This is a genomic window from Nitrosomonas sp., from assembly GCF_040240425.1.
Lineage (GTDB): Bacteria > Pseudomonadota > Gammaproteobacteria > Burkholderiales > Nitrosomonadaceae > Nitrosomonas.
In genome coordinates, this window is record NZ_QPHG01000022.1 from 1 (window position 1) to 21121 (window position 21121).

The 21121-nt window shown below is 49.0% G+C and carries 20 protein-coding genes and 1 pseudogene; 11 read left to right on the forward strand and 10 right to left on the reverse strand.

The window, feature by feature from the left end:
* Nucleotides 1–94: 94 nt before the first annotated feature.
* Both DU481_RS09760 and DU481_RS09765 read right to left on the reverse strand, forming a co-directional pair.
* Nucleotides 95–754 (reverse strand): SphA family protein, encoded by a 660-nt coding sequence (locus DU481_RS09760; RefSeq protein WP_350134101.1) that lies wholly within the window; start codon nucleotides 752–754, stop codon nucleotides 95–97.
* 234 nt (nucleotides 755–988) lie between these two features.
* Nucleotides 989–1186: a hypothetical protein gene (locus DU481_RS09765; protein ID WP_350134103.1), complete on the reverse strand. Its 198-nt coding sequence runs from the start codon at nucleotides 1184–1186 to the stop codon at nucleotides 989–991.
* A 330-nt stretch (nucleotides 1187–1516) separates the two neighbouring features.
* On the opposite strand from DU481_RS09765, the gene DU481_RS09770 reads away from it, so the two are divergent.
* The gene (locus tag DU481_RS09770; protein WP_350134105.1) at nucleotides 1517–2392 is read left to right on the forward strand and encodes a LysR family transcriptional regulator; all 876 of its coding nucleotides are present in this window, start codon (nucleotides 1517–1519) and stop codon (nucleotides 2390–2392) included.
* 316 nt (nucleotides 2393–2708) lie between these two features.
* Here DU481_RS09770 and DU481_RS09775 read toward each other — a convergent pair.
* The 5 genes and pseudogenes from DU481_RS09775 to DU481_RS09795 form a co-directional block, all read right to left on the reverse strand.
* Nucleotides 2709–3532: pseudogene (locus DU481_RS09775) on the reverse strand (alginate export family protein).
* A gap of 234 nt (nucleotides 3533–3766) precedes the next feature.
* Nucleotides 3767–5638, reverse strand: a complete 1872-nt coding sequence (locus DU481_RS09780) for an amidohydrolase (RefSeq protein ID WP_350134107.1) — start codon at nucleotides 5636–5638, stop codon at nucleotides 3767–3769.
* 139 nt (nucleotides 5639–5777) lie between these two features.
* A complete protein-coding gene (gene ycaC, locus DU481_RS09785; RefSeq protein ID WP_090322421.1) occupies nucleotides 5778–6407 on the reverse strand; it encodes an isochorismate family cysteine hydrolase YcaC in 630 nt (209 codons plus the stop codon).
* Between the two features lie 40 nt (nucleotides 6408–6447).
* Complete coding sequence (locus DU481_RS09790) at nucleotides 6448–6798, reverse strand: nuclear transport factor 2-like protein (RefSeq protein WP_121167146.1); 351 nt, start codon at nucleotides 6796–6798, stop codon at nucleotides 6448–6450.
* Nucleotides 6799–6821: 23 nt separating this feature from the next.
* Complete coding sequence (locus DU481_RS09795; RefSeq protein WP_350134109.1) at nucleotides 6822–7067, reverse strand: hypothetical protein; 246 nt, start codon at nucleotides 7065–7067, stop codon at nucleotides 6822–6824.
* A gap of 106 nt (nucleotides 7068–7173) precedes the next feature.
* Between DU481_RS09795 and DU481_RS09800 the strand changes: the two genes are divergently transcribed.
* Together DU481_RS09800 and DU481_RS09805 are read left to right on the forward strand one after the other, a co-directional pair.
* Nucleotides 7174–7494: a winged helix-turn-helix transcriptional regulator gene (locus tag DU481_RS09800; protein WP_090322429.1), complete on the forward strand. Its 321-nt coding sequence runs from the start codon at nucleotides 7174–7176 to the stop codon at nucleotides 7492–7494.
* A gap of 199 nt (nucleotides 7495–7693) precedes the next feature.
* Entirely contained in the window at nucleotides 7694–8185 is a 492-nt protein-coding gene (locus DU481_RS09805; RefSeq protein ID WP_350134111.1) for an NADPH-dependent FMN reductase, read from the forward strand.
* Between the two features lie 32 nt (nucleotides 8186–8217).
* Here DU481_RS09805 and DU481_RS09810 read toward each other — a convergent pair whose 3' ends face one another.
* The 3 genes from DU481_RS09810 to DU481_RS09820 form a co-directional block, all read right to left on the reverse strand.
* Entirely contained in the window at nucleotides 8218–9879 is a 1662-nt protein-coding gene (locus tag DU481_RS09810; RefSeq protein ID WP_350134113.1) for a tetratricopeptide repeat protein, read from the reverse strand.
* A 55-nt stretch (nucleotides 9880–9934) separates the two neighbouring features.
* Nucleotides 9935–10207 (reverse strand): DUF4242 domain-containing protein, encoded by a 273-nt coding sequence (locus DU481_RS09815; protein WP_350134115.1) that lies wholly within the window; start codon nucleotides 10205–10207, stop codon nucleotides 9935–9937.
* Between the two features lie 64 nt (nucleotides 10208–10271).
* Nucleotides 10272–10868 carry a TetR/AcrR family transcriptional regulator gene (locus DU481_RS09820; RefSeq protein WP_350134116.1) on the reverse strand — a complete coding sequence of 199 codons (597 nt, stop codon included), beginning with the start codon at nucleotides 10866–10868 and terminating at the stop codon, nucleotides 10272–10274.
* Nucleotides 10869–11342: 474 nt separating this feature from the next.
* Between DU481_RS09820 and DU481_RS09825 the strand changes: the two genes are divergently transcribed.
* From DU481_RS09825 to DU481_RS09860, 8 genes are all read left to right on the forward strand, one after another.
* A complete protein-coding gene (locus DU481_RS09825) occupies nucleotides 11343–13691 on the forward strand; it encodes a heavy metal translocating P-type ATPase (RefSeq protein ID WP_350134118.1) in 2349 nt (782 codons plus the stop codon).
* Nucleotides 13692–13808: 117 nt separating this feature from the next.
* Complete coding sequence (wrbA, locus tag DU481_RS09830; RefSeq protein WP_350134120.1) at nucleotides 13809–14411, forward strand: NAD(P)H:quinone oxidoreductase; 603 nt, start codon at nucleotides 13809–13811, stop codon at nucleotides 14409–14411.
* A 66-nt stretch (nucleotides 14412–14477) separates the two neighbouring features.
* Nucleotides 14478–15296, forward strand: a complete 819-nt coding sequence (locus tag DU481_RS09835; protein WP_350134121.1) for a DODA-type extradiol aromatic ring-opening family dioxygenase — start codon at nucleotides 14478–14480, stop codon at nucleotides 15294–15296.
* A 22-nt stretch (nucleotides 15297–15318) separates the two neighbouring features.
* The gene (locus DU481_RS09840; protein WP_350134123.1) at nucleotides 15319–15648 is read left to right on the forward strand and encodes a c-type cytochrome; all 330 of its coding nucleotides are present in this window, start codon (nucleotides 15319–15321) and stop codon (nucleotides 15646–15648) included.
* Between the two features lie 14 nt (nucleotides 15649–15662).
* Nucleotides 15663–16610: a hypothetical protein gene (locus tag DU481_RS09845; protein WP_350134125.1), complete on the forward strand. Its 948-nt coding sequence runs from the start codon at nucleotides 15663–15665 to the stop codon at nucleotides 16608–16610.
* Between the two features lie 12 nt (nucleotides 16611–16622).
* A complete protein-coding gene (locus tag DU481_RS09850) occupies nucleotides 16623–18167 on the forward strand; it encodes an FAD-binding oxidoreductase (protein ID WP_350134127.1) in 1545 nt (514 codons plus the stop codon).
* A gap of 48 nt (nucleotides 18168–18215) precedes the next feature.
* Complete coding sequence (locus DU481_RS09855; RefSeq protein ID WP_350134128.1) at nucleotides 18216–19328, forward strand: NAD(P)-dependent alcohol dehydrogenase; 1113 nt, start codon at nucleotides 18216–18218, stop codon at nucleotides 19326–19328.
* A gap of 67 nt (nucleotides 19329–19395) precedes the next feature.
* Nucleotides 19396–20898, forward strand: a complete 1503-nt coding sequence (locus DU481_RS09860) for an aldehyde dehydrogenase family protein (RefSeq protein WP_350134129.1) — start codon at nucleotides 19396–19398, stop codon at nucleotides 20896–20898.
* The last annotated feature ends 223 nt before the right edge of the window (nucleotides 20899–21121 follow it).

Below are 21121 nucleotides of genomic sequence, written 5' to 3' on the forward strand. Positions count from 1 at the left end.
CTGTAATCAAGATCGGCAAAACTCGTTTGGTGTGGCATGGCGTATTTAGAAGGTCGTTAATAAATCTATTATCTCAACAAACCTCGGGATTTGTTCAGCGGTTCCCTAGGGTATAGTCAATAATAAGCTCTTGTCCGGATAGGTAGTTTGTATCTTTATTTTGGAGATTATATGTCCACATCGCCTTGATACCCATATTCAAGCCGATTGGATCAATACGAGTAATGCCAAGAACAGGTTGAATTGCCCAGTAATTTCGGCCAATATTTGCAATGTTATCCTTATGATAATTTCCAGTTGGAGCAAACAAATCAAGTGCAACCACGCTATGTAATTTATTACTGAGCTGCCAGCCTAATACTCCTCCTACCGTCATATCCCCGATACCTGCTTTATTTTGAGAAACTTCTGGAGCAACCTTAACATTGAGGTTCACAATAGGCATGATCGTGTGAAAACCTAATGAGGCTCCTATAATTTTTACCGGTGTGATCCATACAATTCGAGGAACAATAGCGCTGGCAGTCACCTTAAAAGACGGGTGTGATACAACATCTCCCTCATTATCACGAATTTTATCAGCACTGTAATGCCGTCCCCACAGCATCCCGTAAACCCCGGGTTTAGGTAACGCACAACAGATATATTCCTCAGCCCCAAGCGGATAAATACTGCCTCCGCCCTCAGTAGCAAGTGCTGTACCAGTCTTACTTACTATTACCAGTACAAAAAGTGTGTGCCTATAGATCGTCATTAAGATAGATCAAGGTGACATTTCTGCCACTTCCTGATATGAGTCACCATTGAATAATTACTGCTACACAATTTATTACTAGGCGGTTAAGAAAAGTGAGCACAAAAGATCAGATAATAGTGGCTCTTAGTTCAACTTAAAAAAAACCTATTCCCAGATTGTTAAAGTATTTGCGCTCAAATATAGCTAAAAAAAGATCCTGGTTTTTTGTTACAGAAATGGTAGCAGCCATAATTACCAGATGCCATCATCACCTTCTTCTAGGCATGATCCATTAGCATCCAGACCGAATGGACACTCTATTTTTTTACCAGCAAGTTTTTTTTCATAATTTTCCCTTTCTCTTTCATTAATCGTCACCGTAGGACGACCACACGCAGCTATCAGCATAACTAACAGAGCAATAGTAACTGCGTTGATAATATGCTTCATAAAATACCTCCATATAAACTTTATACAAACCTTTCTTTTTGCCAGTCAGAGATAAATTTATCGAATGGGATTAATAGGTTATAGATGCAAGTATCGAACCTTCTGCTGGATAGGACCGATTTAGTCCGACTTGGTACTGGTGTAATAGAGCAAACTCCAACAAGGTCAACATAAAGCCGATCGGCTCAATGTTCTCCCATTTTTTTAATATTCTCATGCAATTATTCATGATGATTTCACTAAATTTTTCGATGTAGAATTGTCTACTGCTTCTTATATAGAATAAAGACTGATTTTTGGATAAGATTGCTCTAATAATGGAGCAATCTTATGGAATTTCTGAATGACATGGCCTTGTTCGTGGAAGTTGTCAAGGCCAGGAGTTTTCGGGGGGCTGCCGATATTATCGGAATGCCGAACTCAACCCTATCGCGTCGGATCAGTGCGCTGGAGAAGACGATCGGATTGCGTCTTTTGCATCGTACAACGCGCAGGATCACATTAACGGAGGCTGGTCAGATTTATTTTGAGCGCTGTAAACGTATCGTTGATGAAGCCAAACTCGCGCACGAGCAACTCGGCGAAATGCTCGAACAGCCCAGTGGCGTGCTACGCGCTTCGTTACCTGTAGATTTTGCCGTGACCTATATGGCACCATTGATCGCCGAATTTGCGAGGCTCTATCCGGGCATCGTCTTCGATTTCGATCTAACATCACGACGGGCCGATCTGGTGAGCGAACCTTTCGATGTAGCAATCCGCATCGGAGAACCGGAGAACTCGCAATTGATCGCACGTCCATTGGGCGTTCTCCCTGTGTACCTATACGCCTCGCCTCGTTATCTTGACCGCTCGGGAGAGCCTGCCGAGCCTGACGATCTGGCGCACCATGAGTGTCTGGGCATCAAGAAGAGTAATACGTGGACACTACACAATGAGGCACGCACCACCGAAGTTTCTATTGGTAGCCGATTCAAGCTCAACAGTGTCGGGATGATTTGCCGCTTGGCAGCGCTCGATATGGGCATCATCATGATGTGGGAAAAAATTGTCGCTGATGATCTTGCCAGTGGACGATTGTGTCGCGTACTACCTCAATGGCATGGGACTCCAGTATCCGTCTACGCCGTTACGGAAACTCGGTTACTACCCGCAAAAACACAGCACTTCATTAAGTTCCTGCAGAAACATTTAAGTAAGGTTTAACAGGAAGCCAAGATGAAAGCTCCGCTAGCTGCAGATTGCAATGTAAAACATTAGCTTGCGCCCTGGTCAGCGCCGACTGGACAAAATAGCGTGATTATGTAAGAGAGTATTTAATATTAGAAGGGAATTTCTACTGAAGCTCGCCACTACTATAATATCATTGTCGCATATTAGTATAGTTACTACTTTCTTACTTTCGCGTACAGCTATTAAGAAAACTCTAAGAATAAAACGTGACAAATCTGACAATTATTGGCGAGTGTTGGCGAGCACTGGCGATGTTAATATTAATGAAAACAATTAGTTAAAACACATATTAATCCGCAGGTCCCAGGTTCGAGCCCTGGTCGGGGAGCCGTCCATCGCTTGGATTTTTATCACCGCTGGCAATGTCCGCTTTCAAGCCGGGCCGGGGTGACCACAACTGCGCAGTAAAGGTAAAACCTGTATCAGAAGCAACTGTCCAGGCACTGATAGCTTGACTGCCGACATGGCCAATCTGAAACACCGCTTCCAGGTTCCAATCCCAATTCTTTGCAGAACCGAAAAGCCGTGTGCCGAAAGAATGCCTGTGTTCCCGTCCCTGCGCTGCTGCAAACCGACCTTGATCTCTTTCATAATAACCTAGCCAGTAGAGATCGATTTTGAGCGGCGCAATACTTTCCGGTGCGAATGTGGCATATAAGCCGTACAGCGCCTGCGACTTGCTAGTCACATCATCAAAAGCTTCCGGTTTATTGAAAACCGGACGAAAGGCGAGAGCATCAATGCGATATGGCCCCTGTTTCCAACTGGCGCGGCGCCATCGAAAGCAAGACGGATACTGGGACTCTCTCGTACCGCGATCAAGCGCGAGGTGCCCAAAATAACTTCCTGTCTGCCCGCACGGAGGGAAAATCTATCGCCGTTCCAAGCCAGAAAACCCTGCTGCAAGTCGATATTGCTTTGATCGGTGCTCTCTGCACCCCCACGGCGCCCAGATTCATCATAGGCCCCGAACTGCATGAACATCTGAGCATGCTTGCCGACACGTAGGTCGCCATGCATTAAGCCCCGAAACAGTGTATAGCTGTCACCCCTATGGCTGTTCATTGTGTTACCGATACCGAAATCCAGAGGCCAATAACCTTGGGCGCGCACGCGCGCGTCAGAACCGAGCGTAAGAATAGTTTCCTCGGTGATACGCCAGCATTTGGGTGTAATTTTGTTGCAATTTGACCCTCAGTTCTCCTCGAATCGTAGCGACATATATTCGGATGCAGCCACTGACAATGACATGGCAAACAGTACAACGGTAATCAGACTGGTTTTATATTTTCTGGCCGTCTGTTGGCACATATAGAGGTTTACTGAGCAAGCGAGGTTTTATATGCATCATATTACCCAGCACGAACAGCCGAGCACACCCCAGAAGCCACGCTGGTCACCAATATTCACAGCATCTTGATACGCACGTCCATGAGCATGTCCATGCAAGGAACAACTGATCCCGCAGCCGCAAGCTGTCTGAGCAAACGCATTTAATGCGGCCACATTAGCCGCAGGCTTGAAATAGCCGCTGTAGTGATTCACCGGAGACCAATCTGGCATGGCTGGTGGCAAGGGTGGAGAAAGCGCGCTGAATTCGTCATCACCGTAAACAATGCGCCCGCCGACGATCGTCAGCACCGAAACAAGATTGCGAATTTCGTCTTCCGGCACGCTAGAGTAGTCGGCGGACAGTACGGCGAGGTCCGCGTATTGACCGACTTTAATCTGACCTTTGATACCCTCCTCGTTCGAAAACCAGGTATTTGCCTGCGTGTACAGACGTAACGCAGTCTCGCGATCGACAAGGTTCGCTACCGGGTACAGCGAGAGACCGCCCAAAGTTTTACCACTAGTCAGCCAATAAAGGGCATTCCATGGATCGTAGCTGGCCACACGAGTGGCGTCAGTACCAGCGCCGACATTGACGCCCATTTGCAGCATACGCCGATAAGGCGGCGTGCGCTCCGCAGCTTTGCGGCCGTAGCGCTGCACGAAAAATTCACCCTGATAAGCCATGCGGTGCTGTATGGCGATACCGCCGCCAAGTTTGGCGATACGCTCAAGATTGGCATCGGTTACGGTTTCGGCATGATCAAAAAACCAGTGCAGTCCGTCAAAGGGAATATCCCGATTCACCTTTTCGAATACATCCAGCGCACGTGAGATGGTCTCATTGTAGGTGGCGTGCAGACGGAATGGCCAGTGATTACTGACAAGAATGCGCACCACCGCCTCCAGATCGTTCTCCATATTCGGCACCATATTCGGACGTGGCATGCGAAAATCCTCGAAATCTGCTGCAGAAAAGACCAGCATTTCGCCTGCGCCGTTATGCCGGTAGTAACTATCACCGTCGCCAGGTTTTCCCATCTTTGTCCACTTAGTGAAGTCGGCAACCTCTTCTCCAGCTTTTTGTGTGAACAGGTTATAGGCGATACGTAGGGTCAGCTCACCCGTTTGGTGCAATTCTTCAATAATCTTGTAATCGTCTGGGTAGTTCTGAAAACCGCCACCGGCATCAATGACGCTGGTTATACCCAGGCGGTTCATTTCCCGCATGAAATGGCGCGTGGAATTGAGCTGATACTCGTAAGGCAGCTTGGGACCTTTGGCAAGCGCCGAATACAGGATCAGCGCATTGGGCTCTGCCAGCAGCAGACCTATCGGTTCTCCGTTGGCGTCCTTGGCAATCAAACCGCCTGGCGGATTAGGCGTGTCACGATCGTAGCCGCAGGCGCGCAGTGCTGCGCGATTTAGCAGGGCGCGATCGTAAAGATGCAAGATGAAAACCGGGGTATCCGGTGCGACTGCATTGATTTCGTCAAGTGTCGGCAAGCGTTTTTCAGCGAACTGCATTTCTGTAAAGCCGCCGACGATGCGCACCCATTGCGGTGCGGGCGTGCGTGCTACCTGTTCTTTCAGGCGGCGCATGGCATCAGCCAACGAGGGGATGCCGTCCCAGCGCAACTCCATATTGTAATTGAGTCCACCGCGGATGAAATGCAGATGCGAATCGATCAGACCGGGAATGACGCGGCGGCGGTTAAGATCAATTACCTGTGCATGGTCATCGGCAAAGCACATCACCTCGTCGTCGTTTCCCACAGCAATGAAACAGCCTTTCGCAATGGCAACGGCCGTGGCTTGCGGATTCTGGCGATCCAGCGTCGTGAATTGACCGTTGTGTAGTATCAATTGGGTTTTGTGGTTCTGCATTGATGCACCTCGCGAAGTTTCAGCAAGCACGCCAGTTTTCGAAAAACAATAACGACGCTCCGGCTGCTTGCAAAATACGCCGACGGCGCAGGGTTACCGCGCTATCACCCATGTTTCATCCCTTTCGGAGCCTGACTATTTATTTCTTGGTAATGGCGAAGTAGCTCGTCATGAGGTTACGGTAGTTAGGCAGATAACTGGAAAATAAAGCACCCAACCCTTCGATATCATTACGCCAGTCGCGGTGCAATTCGCAAGCCACGCCAAACCAGCTCATCAGTTGCACACCGGAAGCTTGCATGCGTGCCCAAGCGGCGTCACGAGTTATTTCATTAAAAGTACCGGAAGCATCGGTAACTACGAATACTTCATAACCTTCTTCGATCGCAGATAACGCTGGAAAAGCGACGCAGACTTCAGTGACTACACCGGCGATGATCAGTTGCTTGCGGCCAGTTTTTTTGATCGCATTGACAAAATCTTCGTTATCCCAGGCATTGATATTGCCGGGACGAGCGATATACGGTGCAGTAGGGTGCATCTCCTTGATTTCCGGAACCAGCGGCCCATTGGGGCCTCCTTCAAAGCTGGTGGTCAGGATGGTGGGCAACTTGAAATATTTACCACAAGCTGTGATGGCTAATACGTTATTTTTGAACTCATTCGGTGAAAAATCCTGCACCAGCGAAATCAACCCTGCCTGATGATCCACCAATAGCAAAACAGCATCATCTTTAGAAAGCCGGTTGTATTTGAAAGTCTTGTTCATTGTAGTGCTCCTTTCATTGGTTGTTGTTATGCATTTTTATTCAATACAGCGCATAGAATCGGTCACTGATGATCTTGCCATCTTTCCAGTGCTGTACCGCTACTTGATCAAACTTCTTGTGGCCTAAATCTTTATGCTTGTATTCATAATGCCACTCGGTCATCGTGACGTTTTCTCCTACGGCGGTCGATACAATTTCCGATTTGAGCCATACTTCAACACCTTCGAATAATTCGGATTCTCGATCTTTGGCTTGTTTCAAGCCTTTCGCCACCACATCATTTCTTTCGACTACGATGCAATCGGGATGGTAATACTTATCCATCGATTCCAATATCTCGCCATTTAAAATCATCCGATTTAAGTCGTTAAGTTTTTCTTCCAAGGTCATTTTTATTCCTAATTCTTCGCTTTCTAAAAGAACTGCAACTTAGAAACAAGACTGTGTGGATGTTCGCCCACACCATGGCGTTGCTCAGTCGGTGAGAATTCCATGGGTCCAGCATAATCAACCAGCAAAAAAGGACTGGTCATAGGGCCCAGTATTGAATAGGAAAATAATGTGCGTACAGGAAAACCATCACCAACCCAGTGCTGATCTGTATTCCGTTGGATACGTAACAGTTTCTTAACGGATGGATCAGATTTTAATGTCTGCATAGCTTATTATCCCCCAACTAGATTTTGTGTTTACGTGATAGATTAATACCGTCAGGATAAATTACAAGTACGCACAAAAAGGATACTGCCACGCGAAGGATGTCAAATGTCAAAGAAAGAAGCCTGTTGTCCCGTAGAAGTGACGTTGAAAGTGATTGGAGGGCGTTGGAAAGTTCTGATTATCCATAGCCTATTAAACGGTACGATGCGATTTAATCAGTTACAAAGGGATTTAACAGGAATTACTCACCGTACCCTCAGCCGACAATTGCGAGAAATGGAAGCAGACCAATTAATTATCAGGAATAATTTCAACGAGATTCCCCCGCACGTAGAATATTCATTATCTCCGTTAGGACATTCACTTAAAACTATCCTGTATGCGATGGACGAATGGGGAAAAAATTATGATGCAGGAGGCAAATAAAAGTGAGTACTTTAAGTGTGTTACGAACTGCATCAGCTACTCTCAATACACTTGTGCTACACAGTGCCGTTGCAAATAGCCTATTTTCAGGTTTATCAACATAACAGTAAGACATCATGATACAAATCATCGGAATTACAGGAAGTCTACGTAGCGGTTCGTACAATACTGCACTGCTCTACGTATGGCCGCAGGACTAATGCCGAACGAAGCCAAGTTGGAGATCGCGACACTCAAAGGCATTCCGCTCTATGATGAAGATATCGAGGTCAATGAAGGTATTCCTCAAACAGTTATTGTGCTGCAAGAACAAATTGCTGCTGCGGATGGATTATTGCTGGCTACCCCAGAATACAATAATTCCATACCGGGCGTGCTCAAAAATGCGAATGACTGGCTATCTCGGCCACCAAGCAGTATTGCACGAACTTTCGGCGATCGTCCAGTTGCACTAATGGGTGCATCGCCCGGCGGATTTGGCACAGTCCTGTCTCAGAATGCCTGGCTCCCTGTGCTACGGGCATTAGGCATGCGTCCATGGTTCGGTGGACGGTTGCTCATATCACGAGCACATCACGTCTTCAATGAATCGGGTGAAACGGTAGATGAGGCAGCACATGAGCAACTCCGAAGTTTTCTTGCTGGGTTCGCCGAGTTCATCCAAGCTAGTAGTAGCCGCGCTGGAGATTGAGTGTTGCCAGAACCATTTGGCTATGTGCTTGCTCAGCGTAACGGGCGCCCGAAGCGGGATGCCTGCAGGGTGACATCTGCACGCTCCCAAGCTTTTTTGAAGCGCGCTTCGATAAGCCTTGCCTGATCATCCTTTTTTTGCGCGCGCAATGCCTGTATCAGTCCGTAGAGTGCCCAACCATTGTTACGATTTCGCCGCAAGTCTTCCCAGTAAACGGTTTCCGCTTCAGTCGGCTGACCTGCTTCCAGCAAGATAGCACCCAGTGCCAAGCGTGGCGGGAGATGAAATTCTGATGGCTCTGTATATACCAGGGCATCCTCTAGGCGAACCGCTTTTTCAAGGTATGCAATAGCCTGATCGAATTGACCGTGAGCAGCGGCAATTTCACCTGCCAGTACTTCAGGTGCGATACTAAGTATGGTGCTGGTAGTATTTTTAGACAACAGCGAATTGTCTAGTGACGGGTTTTTCATGATCTTGCGCAGCGCTATTAACTCCTGCTCAGCTTGTAGCGGTTGCCTCATCGCAACAAATGCTAGACCGCGTACATAATGCCAGCTCCCGGTCAAGAATGGATTGGTTGACGGTGGCGCAGGTTGTTCAAGAATTTCTTGCCAATGTCCAAACCTGGCTAATGCCCAATAAGGTGTCACGCGGAAAATAGCCGCTAATGGAATCGCTTTTAGCACTTCATCGTCAATTTTGCCAGCAGCTTGTTTGGCAGATTCGATTGCAATCTTGCTTTGACCATCCATAGTGGCTGCGAACCAGAGAAAGTGAATGTTGTGCGGATAATAGACCATCGGGTATACCCCTTGGGCATGGCATTGTGTAATGTAATTTTCGTCTGCCGCGATTGCCAATTGATTGCTTTTCATGGAATCGGCGTAGCGTCCGATCCGCTGATAAATATGCGATGCCATGTGTATTATGTGCCCTGCCTCCGGCATTAAGTTCAGCAAGGTATCGGCTGCCTTCTCTGCACGCTCAGGTGTACTGGTCGGCTCAATCAGGTGAATATACATGTGCAGCGCGCCAGGATGTTGCGGATTGCGATGTAATACATCTTCAGTAAGCGCGACGATTTCGGCTGTGCCTTCATACGGAGTACCGTCGAGCATCCAGTAGCCCCAAGGTCGCAAATCCATCATGGACTCGACATACAGCACCGCGATATCCGCATCATCCGGAAAACGCTGATGCACCTCCCGCATTGCCTCCGCGTAAGCCTTATCATTCGTTGTTCTGTGTTCGGTTTTTCCTGAATAGCGCTTTTCCAGTGCGCTGATGAGTGCTTGTTCCTTTGGCGAAGCATTCATCATCAGTGACTTGGCTTGCTGCATAATTTCCAAAGCCTGCGGCTCTTCGTTCGGCTCCATCATGGCGTTGATATTAGGACCGAGTACGAGTGCCTGACCCCAGTAAGCCATCGTAAGTCCGGGGTCAAGCCTTGCCGCTTCGCGAAATGCGCGGCGCGCCTCAGCATGATTGAATGCATACGCTAGATTGAGGCCCTGGTTGATATATTGCTGTGCCAGTGGATTGCGTGTACTGACTGGAAATGTGTGCGTACCCAGATTTTGCAGTCTAGGTATAAGCTGTCCGTCTGATTCAGTTGCTGCAAATGATTCAAAAGTACTTGCGACAACCAGGGTCAGAGTTAGTATTGCAAGGCGAAAAGTATGGGGTTGCATAATCATTACTCCCTTGATGAAAAATATTTTTCATGAGCGGCAAAGTTTTTGCATGCTATTCAGCCGTACTTGGATCAATCACGGATCTGATTTGAGAAATACGATTGGCTGGAAACTCGCCTTGTTCAGCATGTGCTCTAACGGTGGTCTCATCGGGGGCAATGTAGACGCAATAGACTTTATCGTCAGTTACATAACTTTCCAGCCACTGGATTCGTGGCCCCATACTGTTTAAGATACCGCATGATTTCTGCGAAATGGCTTTTAGCTCTTGTTGTGTCAGTGAACCTGCTCCAGGAATTTCGCGTTCAATAATATATTTTGGCATTTTTATCTCCTCTAAAATTGAATTAATAATATGACCGGTCGTCTATTTATTCGATAAAAAATAATCAAGCCCTAAAATAATCTTCCAGCAAATCCTGACAACATTGCTTAACCGGCGCAGATGATTTCTCTATTTGCATTCGCAGTAAAGCTCCTTGCCAGGCATTGATCAGCAAATCAGCCATTGCTTCGGACGATTTGTCTGACCTTACTGTTCCTTGCTGTTGCGCCTTGGCCAATCCAGACTGCAATAAATCTCGATAGCGCCTGATAGCCGATTGCAGGGATTGCTGACAAACATCGTTGGTGCTGCCGATTTCTCCCATCAGATTACCCAGCAGGCAACCGCCTTTAAATTGGTTATTTTCGAGTTCCACAATTAGCTCGTCAAAATATCTCCTGATTGCGTTTAGCGCATCCGTGTCGGTTTTGCTCAGATGTGTGGACAACCTCACAATAAAAGGATCAATATAGTGCTGAATGACCTCAGCACCAAAATCCTCTTTGCTGCCGAAATAATTATAGAAAGAACCCTTTGGAACGCTCACCGCATCGAGAATTTCCTGCAACCCGGTACCGTGATAACCTTGCTCAATAAATAAAGCGACGCCTTGGTTTAAGAGGTTTTCTCTATTGAGTTCTTTTTGGATCGATTTTGCCATACGCACACAATACGACCGGTTGTCTTAATTGTCAAATAAAATTTGTTAAACGCTTTTGCGGCAAGATGTAAATTGATGCATTTAGATTTCTCGCATGTTGACACCGGTCGAATATTGCTTAGATTTTTTTGACTGGTGGATGCCCAATCCAGCTTACTAATTGGCAATTGATTTAAACGTTAAACCAATAATGAATAAGTTTCAAGCACTGTATCAGTAGGGCAGACAAGAAGAAAATTGCATTTAATCGTTCCTGAAAGCTTTTTCAACGGGAAAACCATATTATGCAAGCGCTTCATACTTAGTATTTATAAAATATGGTCATTTAGAATAATTCATTTTTTTCTAAAGTATCCAGTTACTATATTGGATTGGATTTTTACAGTTTGAAAACTATTTCATTCTGGAGACCTATATTTTTAGGTGAAAAAGTATTGAAGTGCGATAACGCTTGTTCTATAAGGATTACAAGTTATGACTTACGAACATCACAAGGATATACAGCATAAACACGATCATCACACGAATCACCGTGCTATAGCGGCCGATCCCGTTTGCGGAATGCAGGTCGATGCATCCACAGCAAAATACCGTGCAGAACATGATCATCAAGCTTACTATTTCTGCTCTGCCCACTGTCACGATAAATTCGTTACTGAACCCAATACCTATTTAACCGGCAAGTCCCCAACCGGGGAATCCATGCCCGGCAATATTTATACCTGCCCCATGCATCCGGAAATACGGCAAGCCGGTCCGGGCAGCTGTCCGATTTGCGGCATGGCATTAGAACCGGCGGAAGTATCCCTCAGTGCCGGACCGAGTGCGGAACTTACGGACATGAGCCACCGCTTCTGGATTGGTCTCATATTGACCGCACCCGTTTTTATCTTGGAAATGGGCGGTCATCTGATCGGGCTGACGCATTTACTATCTCCTCAAACTTCCAATTGGCTACAACTGCTGCTGGCAACACCAGTCGTGTGGTGGTCAGGATGGCCGTTCTTTGTGCGCGGCTGGCAATCGATAACAAACCGCGCGCTGAACATGTTCACACTGATTGCGATGGGCACCGGTGTGGCATGGATCTATAGCATCGTCGCCACCGTTGCACCCGATCTCTTTCCCGATGCCTTCCGCAGCAGCGATGGATCGGTCGCAGTGTATTTCGAGGCTGCGGCGGTTATCACCGTGCTGGTGTTATTGGGCCAAGTGCTCGAATTACGCGCACGTGAACGTACTTCCGGTGCGATTAAAGCCTTGCTCAATTTGTCACCGACGACGGCCCGCCGTCTTGACGATGGCGATGTTGAAGTGGAAATCAACTTGGATCAGGTAGTAGCAGGTGATCGGCTGAGAGTTCGCCCCGGCGACCGGGTACCGGTCGATGGCAAAGTGATCGAAGGTAGTTCGAATATCGATGAATCGATGGTGACGGGCGAATCCATGCCGGTTCGCAAGCAACCCGGAGACCAGGTAATCGGCGGGACTATCAATGGTCAGGGCAGTTTCGTGATGCGCGCGGAAAAAGTCGGGCGTGAAACGATGCTAGCGCAAATCGTCCGCATGGTATCGGAAGCGCAACGATCTCGCGCACCGATTCAGCGCTTGGCGGACATCGTTGCCAGCTGGTTTGTGCCGTTAGTCATTGTAACTGCCATCTTGGCCTATGCCGCTTGGTCGGTCTGGGGACCGCCGCCCGCCATGGCATATGCGCTTATTACCGCCGTCAGCGTGCTGATCATCGCTTGTCCATGCGCACTGGGTCTAGCGACACCGATGTCGATCATGGTGGGTGTCGGACGAGGTGCGACCGAAGGCGTCCTGATCAAGAACGCCGAAGCATTGGAACGCATGGAAAAGGTCGACACGATCGTTATTGACAAGACCGGTACGCTGACTGAAGGTAAACCCAGGGTCACAGCAATTCACACTATGGACAATATCGGCGAAAACGAGCTGCTACACGTTGCAGCTAGCCTGGAACAAGGAAGCGAACACCCTTTGGCTGCCGCTATCGTTGCCGCGGCGAAGGAACGCTCAATCGTGCTGGTCAAGGCAGTCAACTTTGATTCACCAGTTGGCAAAGGTGTGCTCGGCAACGTCGATGGTCACCGGATTGTGCTGGGTAACAGCAAATTTCTCGCAGAATTGAATATCGATACCCGGGTGTTGGAAACGAAAGCAGATGAACTGCGTCAGGATGGGGCGACAGTCATCTTCGTGGCCGTCGATGGAACATCTGCCGGTATTGTCGCTATCGCCGATCCGGTGAAGGAATCGACACCCGCCGCTATCAAAGCTTTACACGCCGATGGCATCCGCATCGTCATGCTAACCGGGGATAACCGCACTACGGCTGAAGCAGTCGCCCGGCAATTGGGTATCGACGAAGTGGAAGCGGAAGTGTTACCCGATCAGAAAGCGGCAATCGTCATGCGATTGCGCGAACAAGGGCGAGTGGTCGCCATGGCGGGGGATGGTGTCAACGATGCTCCGGCTTTGGCCACCGCCGATGTTGGCATTGCCATGGGTACTGGCACCGATGTTGCCATTGAAAGCGCGGGGGTAACCTTGCTGCGCGGCGATCTGCTGGGCATTGTCCGGGCACGGCGCCTATCCGAAGCAACCATGCGTAACATCCGCCAAAATCTGTTCTTCGCCTTTATCTACAATACGGCTGGCATACCGATCGCAGCCGGGGTGTTGTATCCGTTCTTCGGTATTTTGCTATCGCCGGTTTTTGCCGCAGCAGCGATGTCGTTATCTTCTGTGAGCGTGATCGTCAATGCATTGCGGCTACGCGCAACCAAGCTGGAGTAAGTATGAAAAGTCTAAAACAACGCTTCTGAATTTTTAATTTTATATATTATATAAAGCGAGTACTATCTAATTCTGGCAAAGTTTTAGTTCACAACCCCAACAGTCAGGAGGTGTGTCATGGCAAAAGTTCTCGTTCTCTACTACAGCATGTATGGTCATATCGAAATTATGGCCAATGCAGTGGCCGAAGGTGCGCGCAACGTCGAAAACACCGAGGTTGCCGTCAAACGTGTCCCCGAACTGATGTCGGAAGAAGTGGCGCAAAGGGTTGGTGCCAAGCTGGATCAGCCAGCACCGATTGCAACGGTTGATGAACTCCCAAATTATGATGCCATTATCTTCGGTACGCCTACACGCTTCGGCAATATGTGCGCGCAAATGCGCAATTTCCTGGATCAGACAGGCCGATTATGGCTTAACGGCGGGCTGATCGGTAAAGTGGGCAGCGTGTTTACGTCGACCGGTACGCAGCATGGCGGTCAGGAAACCACGATCACCTCGTTTCATACTACCTTGCTGCATCACGGCATGATCATCGTGGGCGTTCCCTATTCCTGTCAGGAAATCATGAACATGAATGAAATCACCGGTGGCTCTCCCTATGGCGCTAGTACGCTGGCCGGTGGCGATGGCAAGCGTCTTCCATCAGACAATGAAATAAAAATTGCGCGCTTTCAGGGCACTCACGTTGCGCAAGTAGCCAGCAAGCTAGCTCGCTGACGGAAAGTTTGGAGAAAGAGAATGCGCACACTCTCCCGTACTTTCCAATCGTAGAAATTTCAAACGATGAACCCAAAATCGCCAGCGCTTTCGCCCGTTCTGTTTTTACCGCACGGTGGCGGGCCATTACCGGTTCTCGGTGACAAAGGGCATGAAAAAATGGTTTCTTTTCTAAAGGAAATCACCAGTGAGCTGGGTGAGCCAGCAGCGATTTTAGTCATTAGCGCACACTGGGAAGAGGAACAAGCAACGATAACCAGCAACAGCCAACCCGAAATAATCTATGATTATTATGGATTTCCTGCCGAAGCCTACACCATTCAATATGCAGCACCGGGTAATCCCGGGTTGGCGAAGGAAATTCACGCATTGTTAATGGCGAGCGGTATACCGGCGAGGCTTGATGAGCAACGCGGTTTTGATCATGGATTGTTTGTGCCGCTCAAGCTTATGTTTCCGCAAGCCCGGATTCCATGCATTCAGCTATCGTTACTCAAAAATTTGGATCCGAGAAAGCATATCGCTCTTGGAGAAGCGATTGCATCGCTGCGAGAGAAAAATATTCTGATCATCGGTTCAGGCATGTCATTTCATAATTTGAAAACGTTTTTCTCTAACAATATCGATAGCAGCAAAGAAAATGAAGGATTTGATCACTGGCTGATTGAAACATGCACTGATCCAGCGATTTCACCCGAAGTGCGCGAACAACGATTGATCGAATGGGAAAAGGCTCCGTTTGCCCGGTTTTGTCATCCGAGAGAAGAGCACTTATTGCCCTTGCATGTTTGTTATGGTGTCGCTTGCGCCGGTTCTTCCATGGCCAAAGTTGTATTTAATGAGCAGATTATGGGCAAGAAAGTGACGAGCTTGCTATGGCAGTAGGATCCTGGAATGGAGAATTAACATGAAAAAAACAAAATTGGCAAATTGCATATTCAGCTGTCTAGCTGCAATCATTGTTACGATAAGCAGCGCATGGTCGGCACAGGATGAGAAAAACAATCCCGGATTTGCATGGAAGGATGGCGCGGAAATTTACGCCAAAATTTGTGCGTATTGTCATGAAGCCCATGTAGGACCGCAAATTCGCAATCGCGAACTTCCCGCAGCCTACATCCGCGCAATCGTGCGTAATGGGAACCGGGCCATGCCAGCTTTTCGCGCTGCAGAAATCGATGATGAGTCATTAGCCAAACTGGCGGATTTCATTTCAAAAAAAGAAACGCAGCATTAAGGAGGTCACATTTTATGGATGAAAAGCGGCGTATCCTCATCAAGGGCATGGTGACTGGCGGAACCATGCTGGCCTTCGGTATTCCCACCATCGCTCAAGCAGCATCCATCAGCCAAACGCTCTCCGGTAGCACGCGCAACTGCCAGTTGTTGCTGGGAAACACCTCCATCGATAAAGCATTTGCCAAAGGTGCCCAAGCCGCTTGCAGCCGCTACATCGATTACCATCAAAGTACATTACCGGCATTCCCATTAGAAGACGCGCTATTAACCAACCCGCTACGCATCGTCGATTTATTGATGCAATCCCGCAATATGCGTTGGATTGCCGTCATGGATTACGCCAGCGCAGCCATATTCACTGAATTGGTGAGGAATTTTGAAGGACGCCTGCTTTCATTGGGCTCACACATGTCTTCGTCCGGCAATGACGCTTCCTTTCCTACACGACACGTGTGGACTAGCGCATCACCGCCGTACAGCGCCGGGGGATTACTGGCTTCCTTGCTCAACCAAAATCAGCATGATTTCTCCATTGTCGAAAATTTTCTTGAACAAACGGTGGTTGATCGTGCAATGAAAGATTCATCGTTAGCGGGATTTTCGTCTTATTGGTTGGCAAAGCAACCCGCAACTCATTTGCATTGCGCCGGAGTATCTCCGCTGGAAGCAGGTCAACTGATTGGCTGGAAAACATCGGAAAATTGGAAATCGGTATCATCCCGGAGCGATGAATCTTCCAATGATCGAGACAAAACAACGGCGGGTGCAACAATTGAGCAGCTCCGGTTTGACAACTGGATAGAAGCTACCGGTTACGCGGTCGTGGCCACTGCAATAGGTATGGGAACGCATCAGGAATCTTGTTCCAGCCGCGCATTTGTATATCGATCCGGTCAGCGCAATCTGGATCATGATGGCTTGGCGGGAAATCATTTTGTTTCGTTCGTAATCGACGTGTAGGGAGAACACAGCATGGCCAGTCAATATATTGCATTGCCCAAAGGCGTATCGGAAAAAAACTTCGATGCGGCCATCCGTGATTTTCGCAAGGTCCTGGGTGATACTTCCGTACTCACCAGCGCGGAACAGCTTGCTCCCTACATCAAGACCATGATGCCGGTTCCTGATGCCGACCATACGCCATCCGCAGCATTACTGGCCACCACCGTCGAGCAAATCCAGAAAATCGTGGCAATTTGCAATCAATACAAAGTGCCGGTCTGGATGATTTCCACCGGGAAAAATCTGGGCTACGGCTCGGCCGCTCCGGCAGAACGGGGTCAGGTGGTGCTTGATCTCAAGCGCATGAACCGCATCCTTGAAGTAGATAAGGATCTGGCCTTTGCCTTGGTTGAACCGGGTGTGACTTATCAACAACTCTACGATTACATCAAAGAACACAAATTGGGTTTATGGCTATCCATGCCCGCCCCTTCCGCCATTGCTGGGCCAGTGGGTAATACACTGGATCGGGGCGTGGGTTACACGCCTTATGGCGAGCACTTTTTGTTCGCTTGCGGCATGGAGGTCGTGCTGGCGAATGGAGAAGTGTTGCGTACCGGCATGGGCTCAATGCCCAATTCCAACACCTGGCAGGTATTCAAATGGGGCTATGGCCCCTACCTGGATGGCATTTTCACGCAATCGAACTATGGCATCGTCACTAAATTCGGTTTTTGGCTGATGCCTGAGCCACCGGCATTCAAGCCGTTCGTCATCCAATACCAACACGAAGAAGACATCGTGGAAATCGTAGAAACGATCCGGCCGCTGCGCATCAGCGGGGTCATTCCCAACGCTGTGGTCATTGCCCATGCGCTCTATGAAGCGCCGGTAAAAGCCAAGCGGAGTGATTATGTATCCGGGCCGGGTTCAATCCCGGATGAAGCCGTCTACCGAATCATGAAAGATCATAAACTGGGGATCTGGAATGTCTACGCGGCGCTCTACGGCACGCAGGAACAAATCGATGTGAACTGGAAAATCGTGACACAGGCATTCGGTCAATCCGGCAAGGCAAAAATTCTGACGGAGCAGGAAGCAGCGGATGATCCTGCATTTGCTTATCGCGCCAAGCTCATGCGTGGAGAAATGACGTTGACGGAATTTTCGCTATATAACTGGCGCGGAGGTGGCGGATCGATGTGGTTTGCGCCGGTTTCGCAAGCACGTGGCAGTGAAACCCTGAAACAAATGGCGCTGACCAAGCAGATTCTGGCGAAATACGGACTGGATTATTCGGGCGAATTCATCGTTGGCATGCGCGATATGCATCATATCGTCGACGTGTTGTACGACAAGACCGATCCCGAACAAACGAAAGCGGCTTATCAGTGTTTCGACGAACTGCTGACGGAATTTTCCGCGCGGGGATATGGCACCTATCGCGTCAATACGGCCTTTATGGATAAAGTTGCAGAAACCTATGGTCCAGTACAACGAAAAGTACACAAAACACTCAAGAAAGCGCTGGATCCCAACGGCATCATAGCACCTGGAAAATCCGGCATTCGCTAACTTTATCTTGAACAATCATGAAATAACGATCCCAAAGCGGAGGTGCACGTGAAAACAATAAAGGCAGCCGTTGTCCGCCAGCCAGGCGGGCCTTTCCAGATAGAAGAACTGGTACAGGATGAGCCACATTTTGATGAAGTGCGCGTGCGCATTGTAGCAACAGGAATGTGCCATACCGATATGGTCGCGCGCGATCAGCTTTATAAAGTGCCGCTTCCCATCGTGCTTGGGCATGAAGGATCGGGGGTAGTCGAGCAAATTGGCAGCAACGTGAAGAAAGTCGCCGTTGGCGATCACGTGGTGCTGACTTATATGTGGTGCGGTCACTGCAAGCCTTGCTTGAATGATGATCTGACTTATTGCGAGCATTTTTATGCCCTGAATTTCAATGGCGCACGCGAAGATGGCAGCACGTCAACTTTCACAGCCGGTAACACTGCGGAACCCATTCACGATCATTTCTTTGGGCAGTCGTCGTTCGGCACCTTTGCGCTGGTGCATGAGCGTAACGTCATCAAAGTACCCAACGATGCACCTCTGGAGTTGCTCGGCCCGTTGGGCTGCGGCATTCAGACCGGCGCGGGAGCCGTGATAAATGCACTCAAGGTGAGTCCGGGCAGCAGTTTCGCGGCTTTTGGCGGCGGTGCAGTGGGACTAAGTGCCGTGATGGCGGCACGGGCTGCCGGTGCTACCACCATCATCTCGGCGGATGTGGTTCCTGCGCGCTTGGCTCTGGCGATGGAACTCGGAGCCACGCACACCATCAACAGCCGGGAAACCGATCCCGTCGAAGCGGTTCGTAAAATTACCGGCGGTGGCGCTGATTTCGCGTTGGAATCCAGCGGACGCCCAACTGTGCTGCGTCAGGCCATCGATGCGCTGGCGATCCGGGGAACATGCGGCATTGTCGGCGCGCCGGCGTTGGGCACCGAAGCGAACTTCGATGTGAACAGTGTGATGACGACGGGGAAGCGCATTATCGGCATCATCGAAGGCGATAGCAAACCCGATCTTTTCATTCCGGCGCTCGTCGAGCTTTATCAGCAGGGAAGATTTCCTTTTGACAAACTGGTGAAATTTTATTCCCTCGATCAAATCAATCAAGCCGCTGAAGACAGCGAGAAAGGCATCACGATTAAACCGATTATCCGGTTGCAGTAAAATTTACCAACTTTCCTCCAAATAACTTCAATTGGATTTTGGGTAAAACAAACAGGAAGAATGCATTATGGAAAATAAACAAGAATCTCCACCGCCTTATTCAAATTTCGATCAGCTATTGATCAACGGTCAATGGCGGCACGGCAGGGGAACAAAGGTTCTAAGCGATTTGAATCCATACAATGGCACTATTCTTGCCGAAATTCCACATGCCAATCGCGATGACATGGATGAAGCCTATCGTGGTGCCGCAAAGGCGCAGCACGAATGGGCGGCATTACTGCCGGGCGAGCGCGCAGCCATCATGCGTCGCGCGGCGCAGATCATGGAAGCGCGGCGCGAAGAAATTGTGTCATGGATCATTCATGAGTCCGGTGGCACGCGCATTAAAGCCAATCTGGAATGGAATGCCGTGCATGGCGTACTGCTCGAGGCAGCCACGCTGCCTTATTTGGTGGAAGGCCGGATTCTGCCCGCCGATATTCCCGGCAAGGAAAGCCGCATGTACCGTAAACCCGTCGGCGTTGTCGGTGTGATTAGCCCTTGGAATTGGCCATTCCAGCTCACCGCTCGTTCCGCAGCACCCGCGCTCGCGGTCGGTAATGCTGTCGTGGTCAAGCCAGCCAGCGATACTCCGATAACGGGCGGATTGTTGTTTGCAAAAATCCTTGAAGAAGCAGGATTACCTCCAGGTGTACTCAGCGTTATCGTGGGCGCAGGCAGCGAGATTGGCGATGCCTTTGTCACTCACCCTATTCCTCGCGTCATATCGTTTACCGGCTCGACGCCCGTTGGCCGCAATATCGCAAAGCTAGCAGCTGAAGGCCCCATGCTAAAGCGGCTTGAGTTGGAGCTGGGCGGGAATGGTCCGTTCGTGGTATTGAATGATGCCGACTTGGGGCAAGCTGTGGAAGCTGCCGTGTTTGGTAAATTTCTTCACCAGGGCCAAACCTGTATGAGCGTTAACCGCTTCATTATCGAGGATCGGATTCACGATGAGTTCGTCGAACGCTTTGCCGATCGTGTGCGCCAATTGAAAGCAGGTGACCCGGATGCGCCTGATACGATGATCGGACCCATTATCAATAAATCCCAGTTAAGTGGCCTGCAACAACGGATTCACGATGCCATTTCAGCAGGGGCGCATCAAATGGTGGGCGGCGAAGCGCAAGGATTAGTACTTCCACCGCATGTATTTTCTCAAGTCACCAATCAGATGCCGCTGGCGCAAACCGAATCATTCGGCCCTATTGCACCAGTGATACGCGCACACAATGAAGCCGATGCATTGAGTATCGCCAATGACACCGATCTTGGGTTGGCTGCCGCGGTGTTTACGCAAGATGTCGAACGCGGCCTTCGATTCGCACAACAACTTGAATCCGGCATGGCGCATATCAATGACCAACCGGTCAACGATTTACCTTATAACCCATTCGGAGGTGAAAAGAACTCAGGCGTCGGCCGTTTCAATGGTATCTGGGCTGTCGCAGCATTCACGACTGATCAATGGATCAGCGTTCAGCATAAACCGCGTCACTACCCATTTGACGCGCAAGTCATTAAATAATTTCGTGAGAAAAAGACGACTGTTAGGTAGTAGAAAGACTGAAACCATCTTCCAGATATTTTATAGCGATCATGATAAGTTGGCTAATTATTATGACAACGCAATCAAAGAAATGACCACGAAAGCCACAGAAAAAAAGAAAACCTTACAACACTATGAAGATAAGAGTCAATACACCATGGAAGAGGAGGACAGGATTTCCAATCACATGCCACGGCCAATT

Bases quoted from the DNA above. Each gene is read 5' to 3' on its own strand.
- DU481_RS09845 (WP_350134125.1), top strand. From the start codon at position 15,663: ATGGATGAAAAGCGGCGTATCCTCATCAAGGGCATGGTGACTGGCGGA.
- ycaC (WP_090322421.1), bottom strand. From the start codon at position 6,407: ATGAACAAGACTTTCAAATACAACCGGCTTTCTAAAGATGATGCTGTT.
- DU481_RS09860 (WP_350134129.1), top strand. From the start codon at position 19,396: ATGGAAAATAAACAAGAATCTCCACCGCCTTATTCAAATTTCGATCAG.
- DU481_RS09805 (WP_350134111.1), top strand. From the start codon at position 7,694: ATGCCGAACGAAGCCAAGTTGGAGATCGCGACACTCAAAGGCATTCCG.
- DU481_RS09810 (WP_350134113.1), bottom strand. From the start codon at position 9,879: ATGCAACCCCATACTTTTCGCCTTGCAATACTAACTCTGACCCTGGTT.
- DU481_RS09800 (WP_090322429.1), top strand. From the start codon at position 7,174: ATGTCAAAGAAAGAAGCCTGTTGTCCCGTAGAAGTGACGTTGAAAGTG.
- wrbA (WP_350134120.1), top strand. From the start codon at position 13,809: ATGGCAAAAGTTCTCGTTCTCTACTACAGCATGTATGGTCATATCGAA.
- DU481_RS09825 (WP_350134118.1), top strand. From the start codon at position 11,343: ATGACTTACGAACATCACAAGGATATACAGCATAAACACGATCATCAC.
- DU481_RS09835 (WP_350134121.1), top strand. From the start codon at position 14,478: ATGAACCCAAAATCGCCAGCGCTTTCGCCCGTTCTGTTTTTACCGCAC.
- DU481_RS09780 (WP_350134107.1), bottom strand. From the start codon at position 5,638: ATGCAGAACCACAAAACCCAATTGATACTACACAACGGTCAATTCACG.
- DU481_RS09840 (WP_350134123.1), top strand. From the start codon at position 15,319: ATGAAAAAAACAAAATTGGCAAATTGCATATTCAGCTGTCTAGCTGCA.
- DU481_RS09820 (WP_350134116.1), bottom strand. From the start codon at position 10,868: ATGGCAAAATCGATCCAAAAAGAACTCAATAGAGAAAACCTCTTAAAC.
- DU481_RS09760 (WP_350134101.1), bottom strand. From the start codon at position 754: ATGACGATCTATAGGCACACACTTTTTGTACTGGTAATAGTAAGTAAG.
- DU481_RS09815 (WP_350134115.1), bottom strand. From the start codon at position 10,207: ATGCCAAAATATATTATTGAACGCGAAATTCCTGGAGCAGGTTCACTG.
- DU481_RS09850 (WP_350134127.1), top strand. From the start codon at position 16,623: ATGGCCAGTCAATATATTGCATTGCCCAAAGGCGTATCGGAAAAAAAC.
- DU481_RS09770 (WP_350134105.1), top strand. From the start codon at position 1,517: ATGGAATTTCTGAATGACATGGCCTTGTTCGTGGAAGTTGTCAAGGCC.
- DU481_RS09795 (WP_350134109.1), bottom strand. From the start codon at position 7,067: ATGCAGACATTAAAATCTGATCCATCCGTTAAGAAACTGTTACGTATC.
- DU481_RS09790 (WP_121167146.1), bottom strand. From the start codon at position 6,798: ATGACCTTGGAAGAAAAACTTAACGACTTAAATCGGATGATTTTAAAT.
- DU481_RS09765 (WP_350134103.1), bottom strand. From the start codon at position 1,186: ATGAAGCATATTATCAACGCAGTTACTATTGCTCTGTTAGTTATGCTG.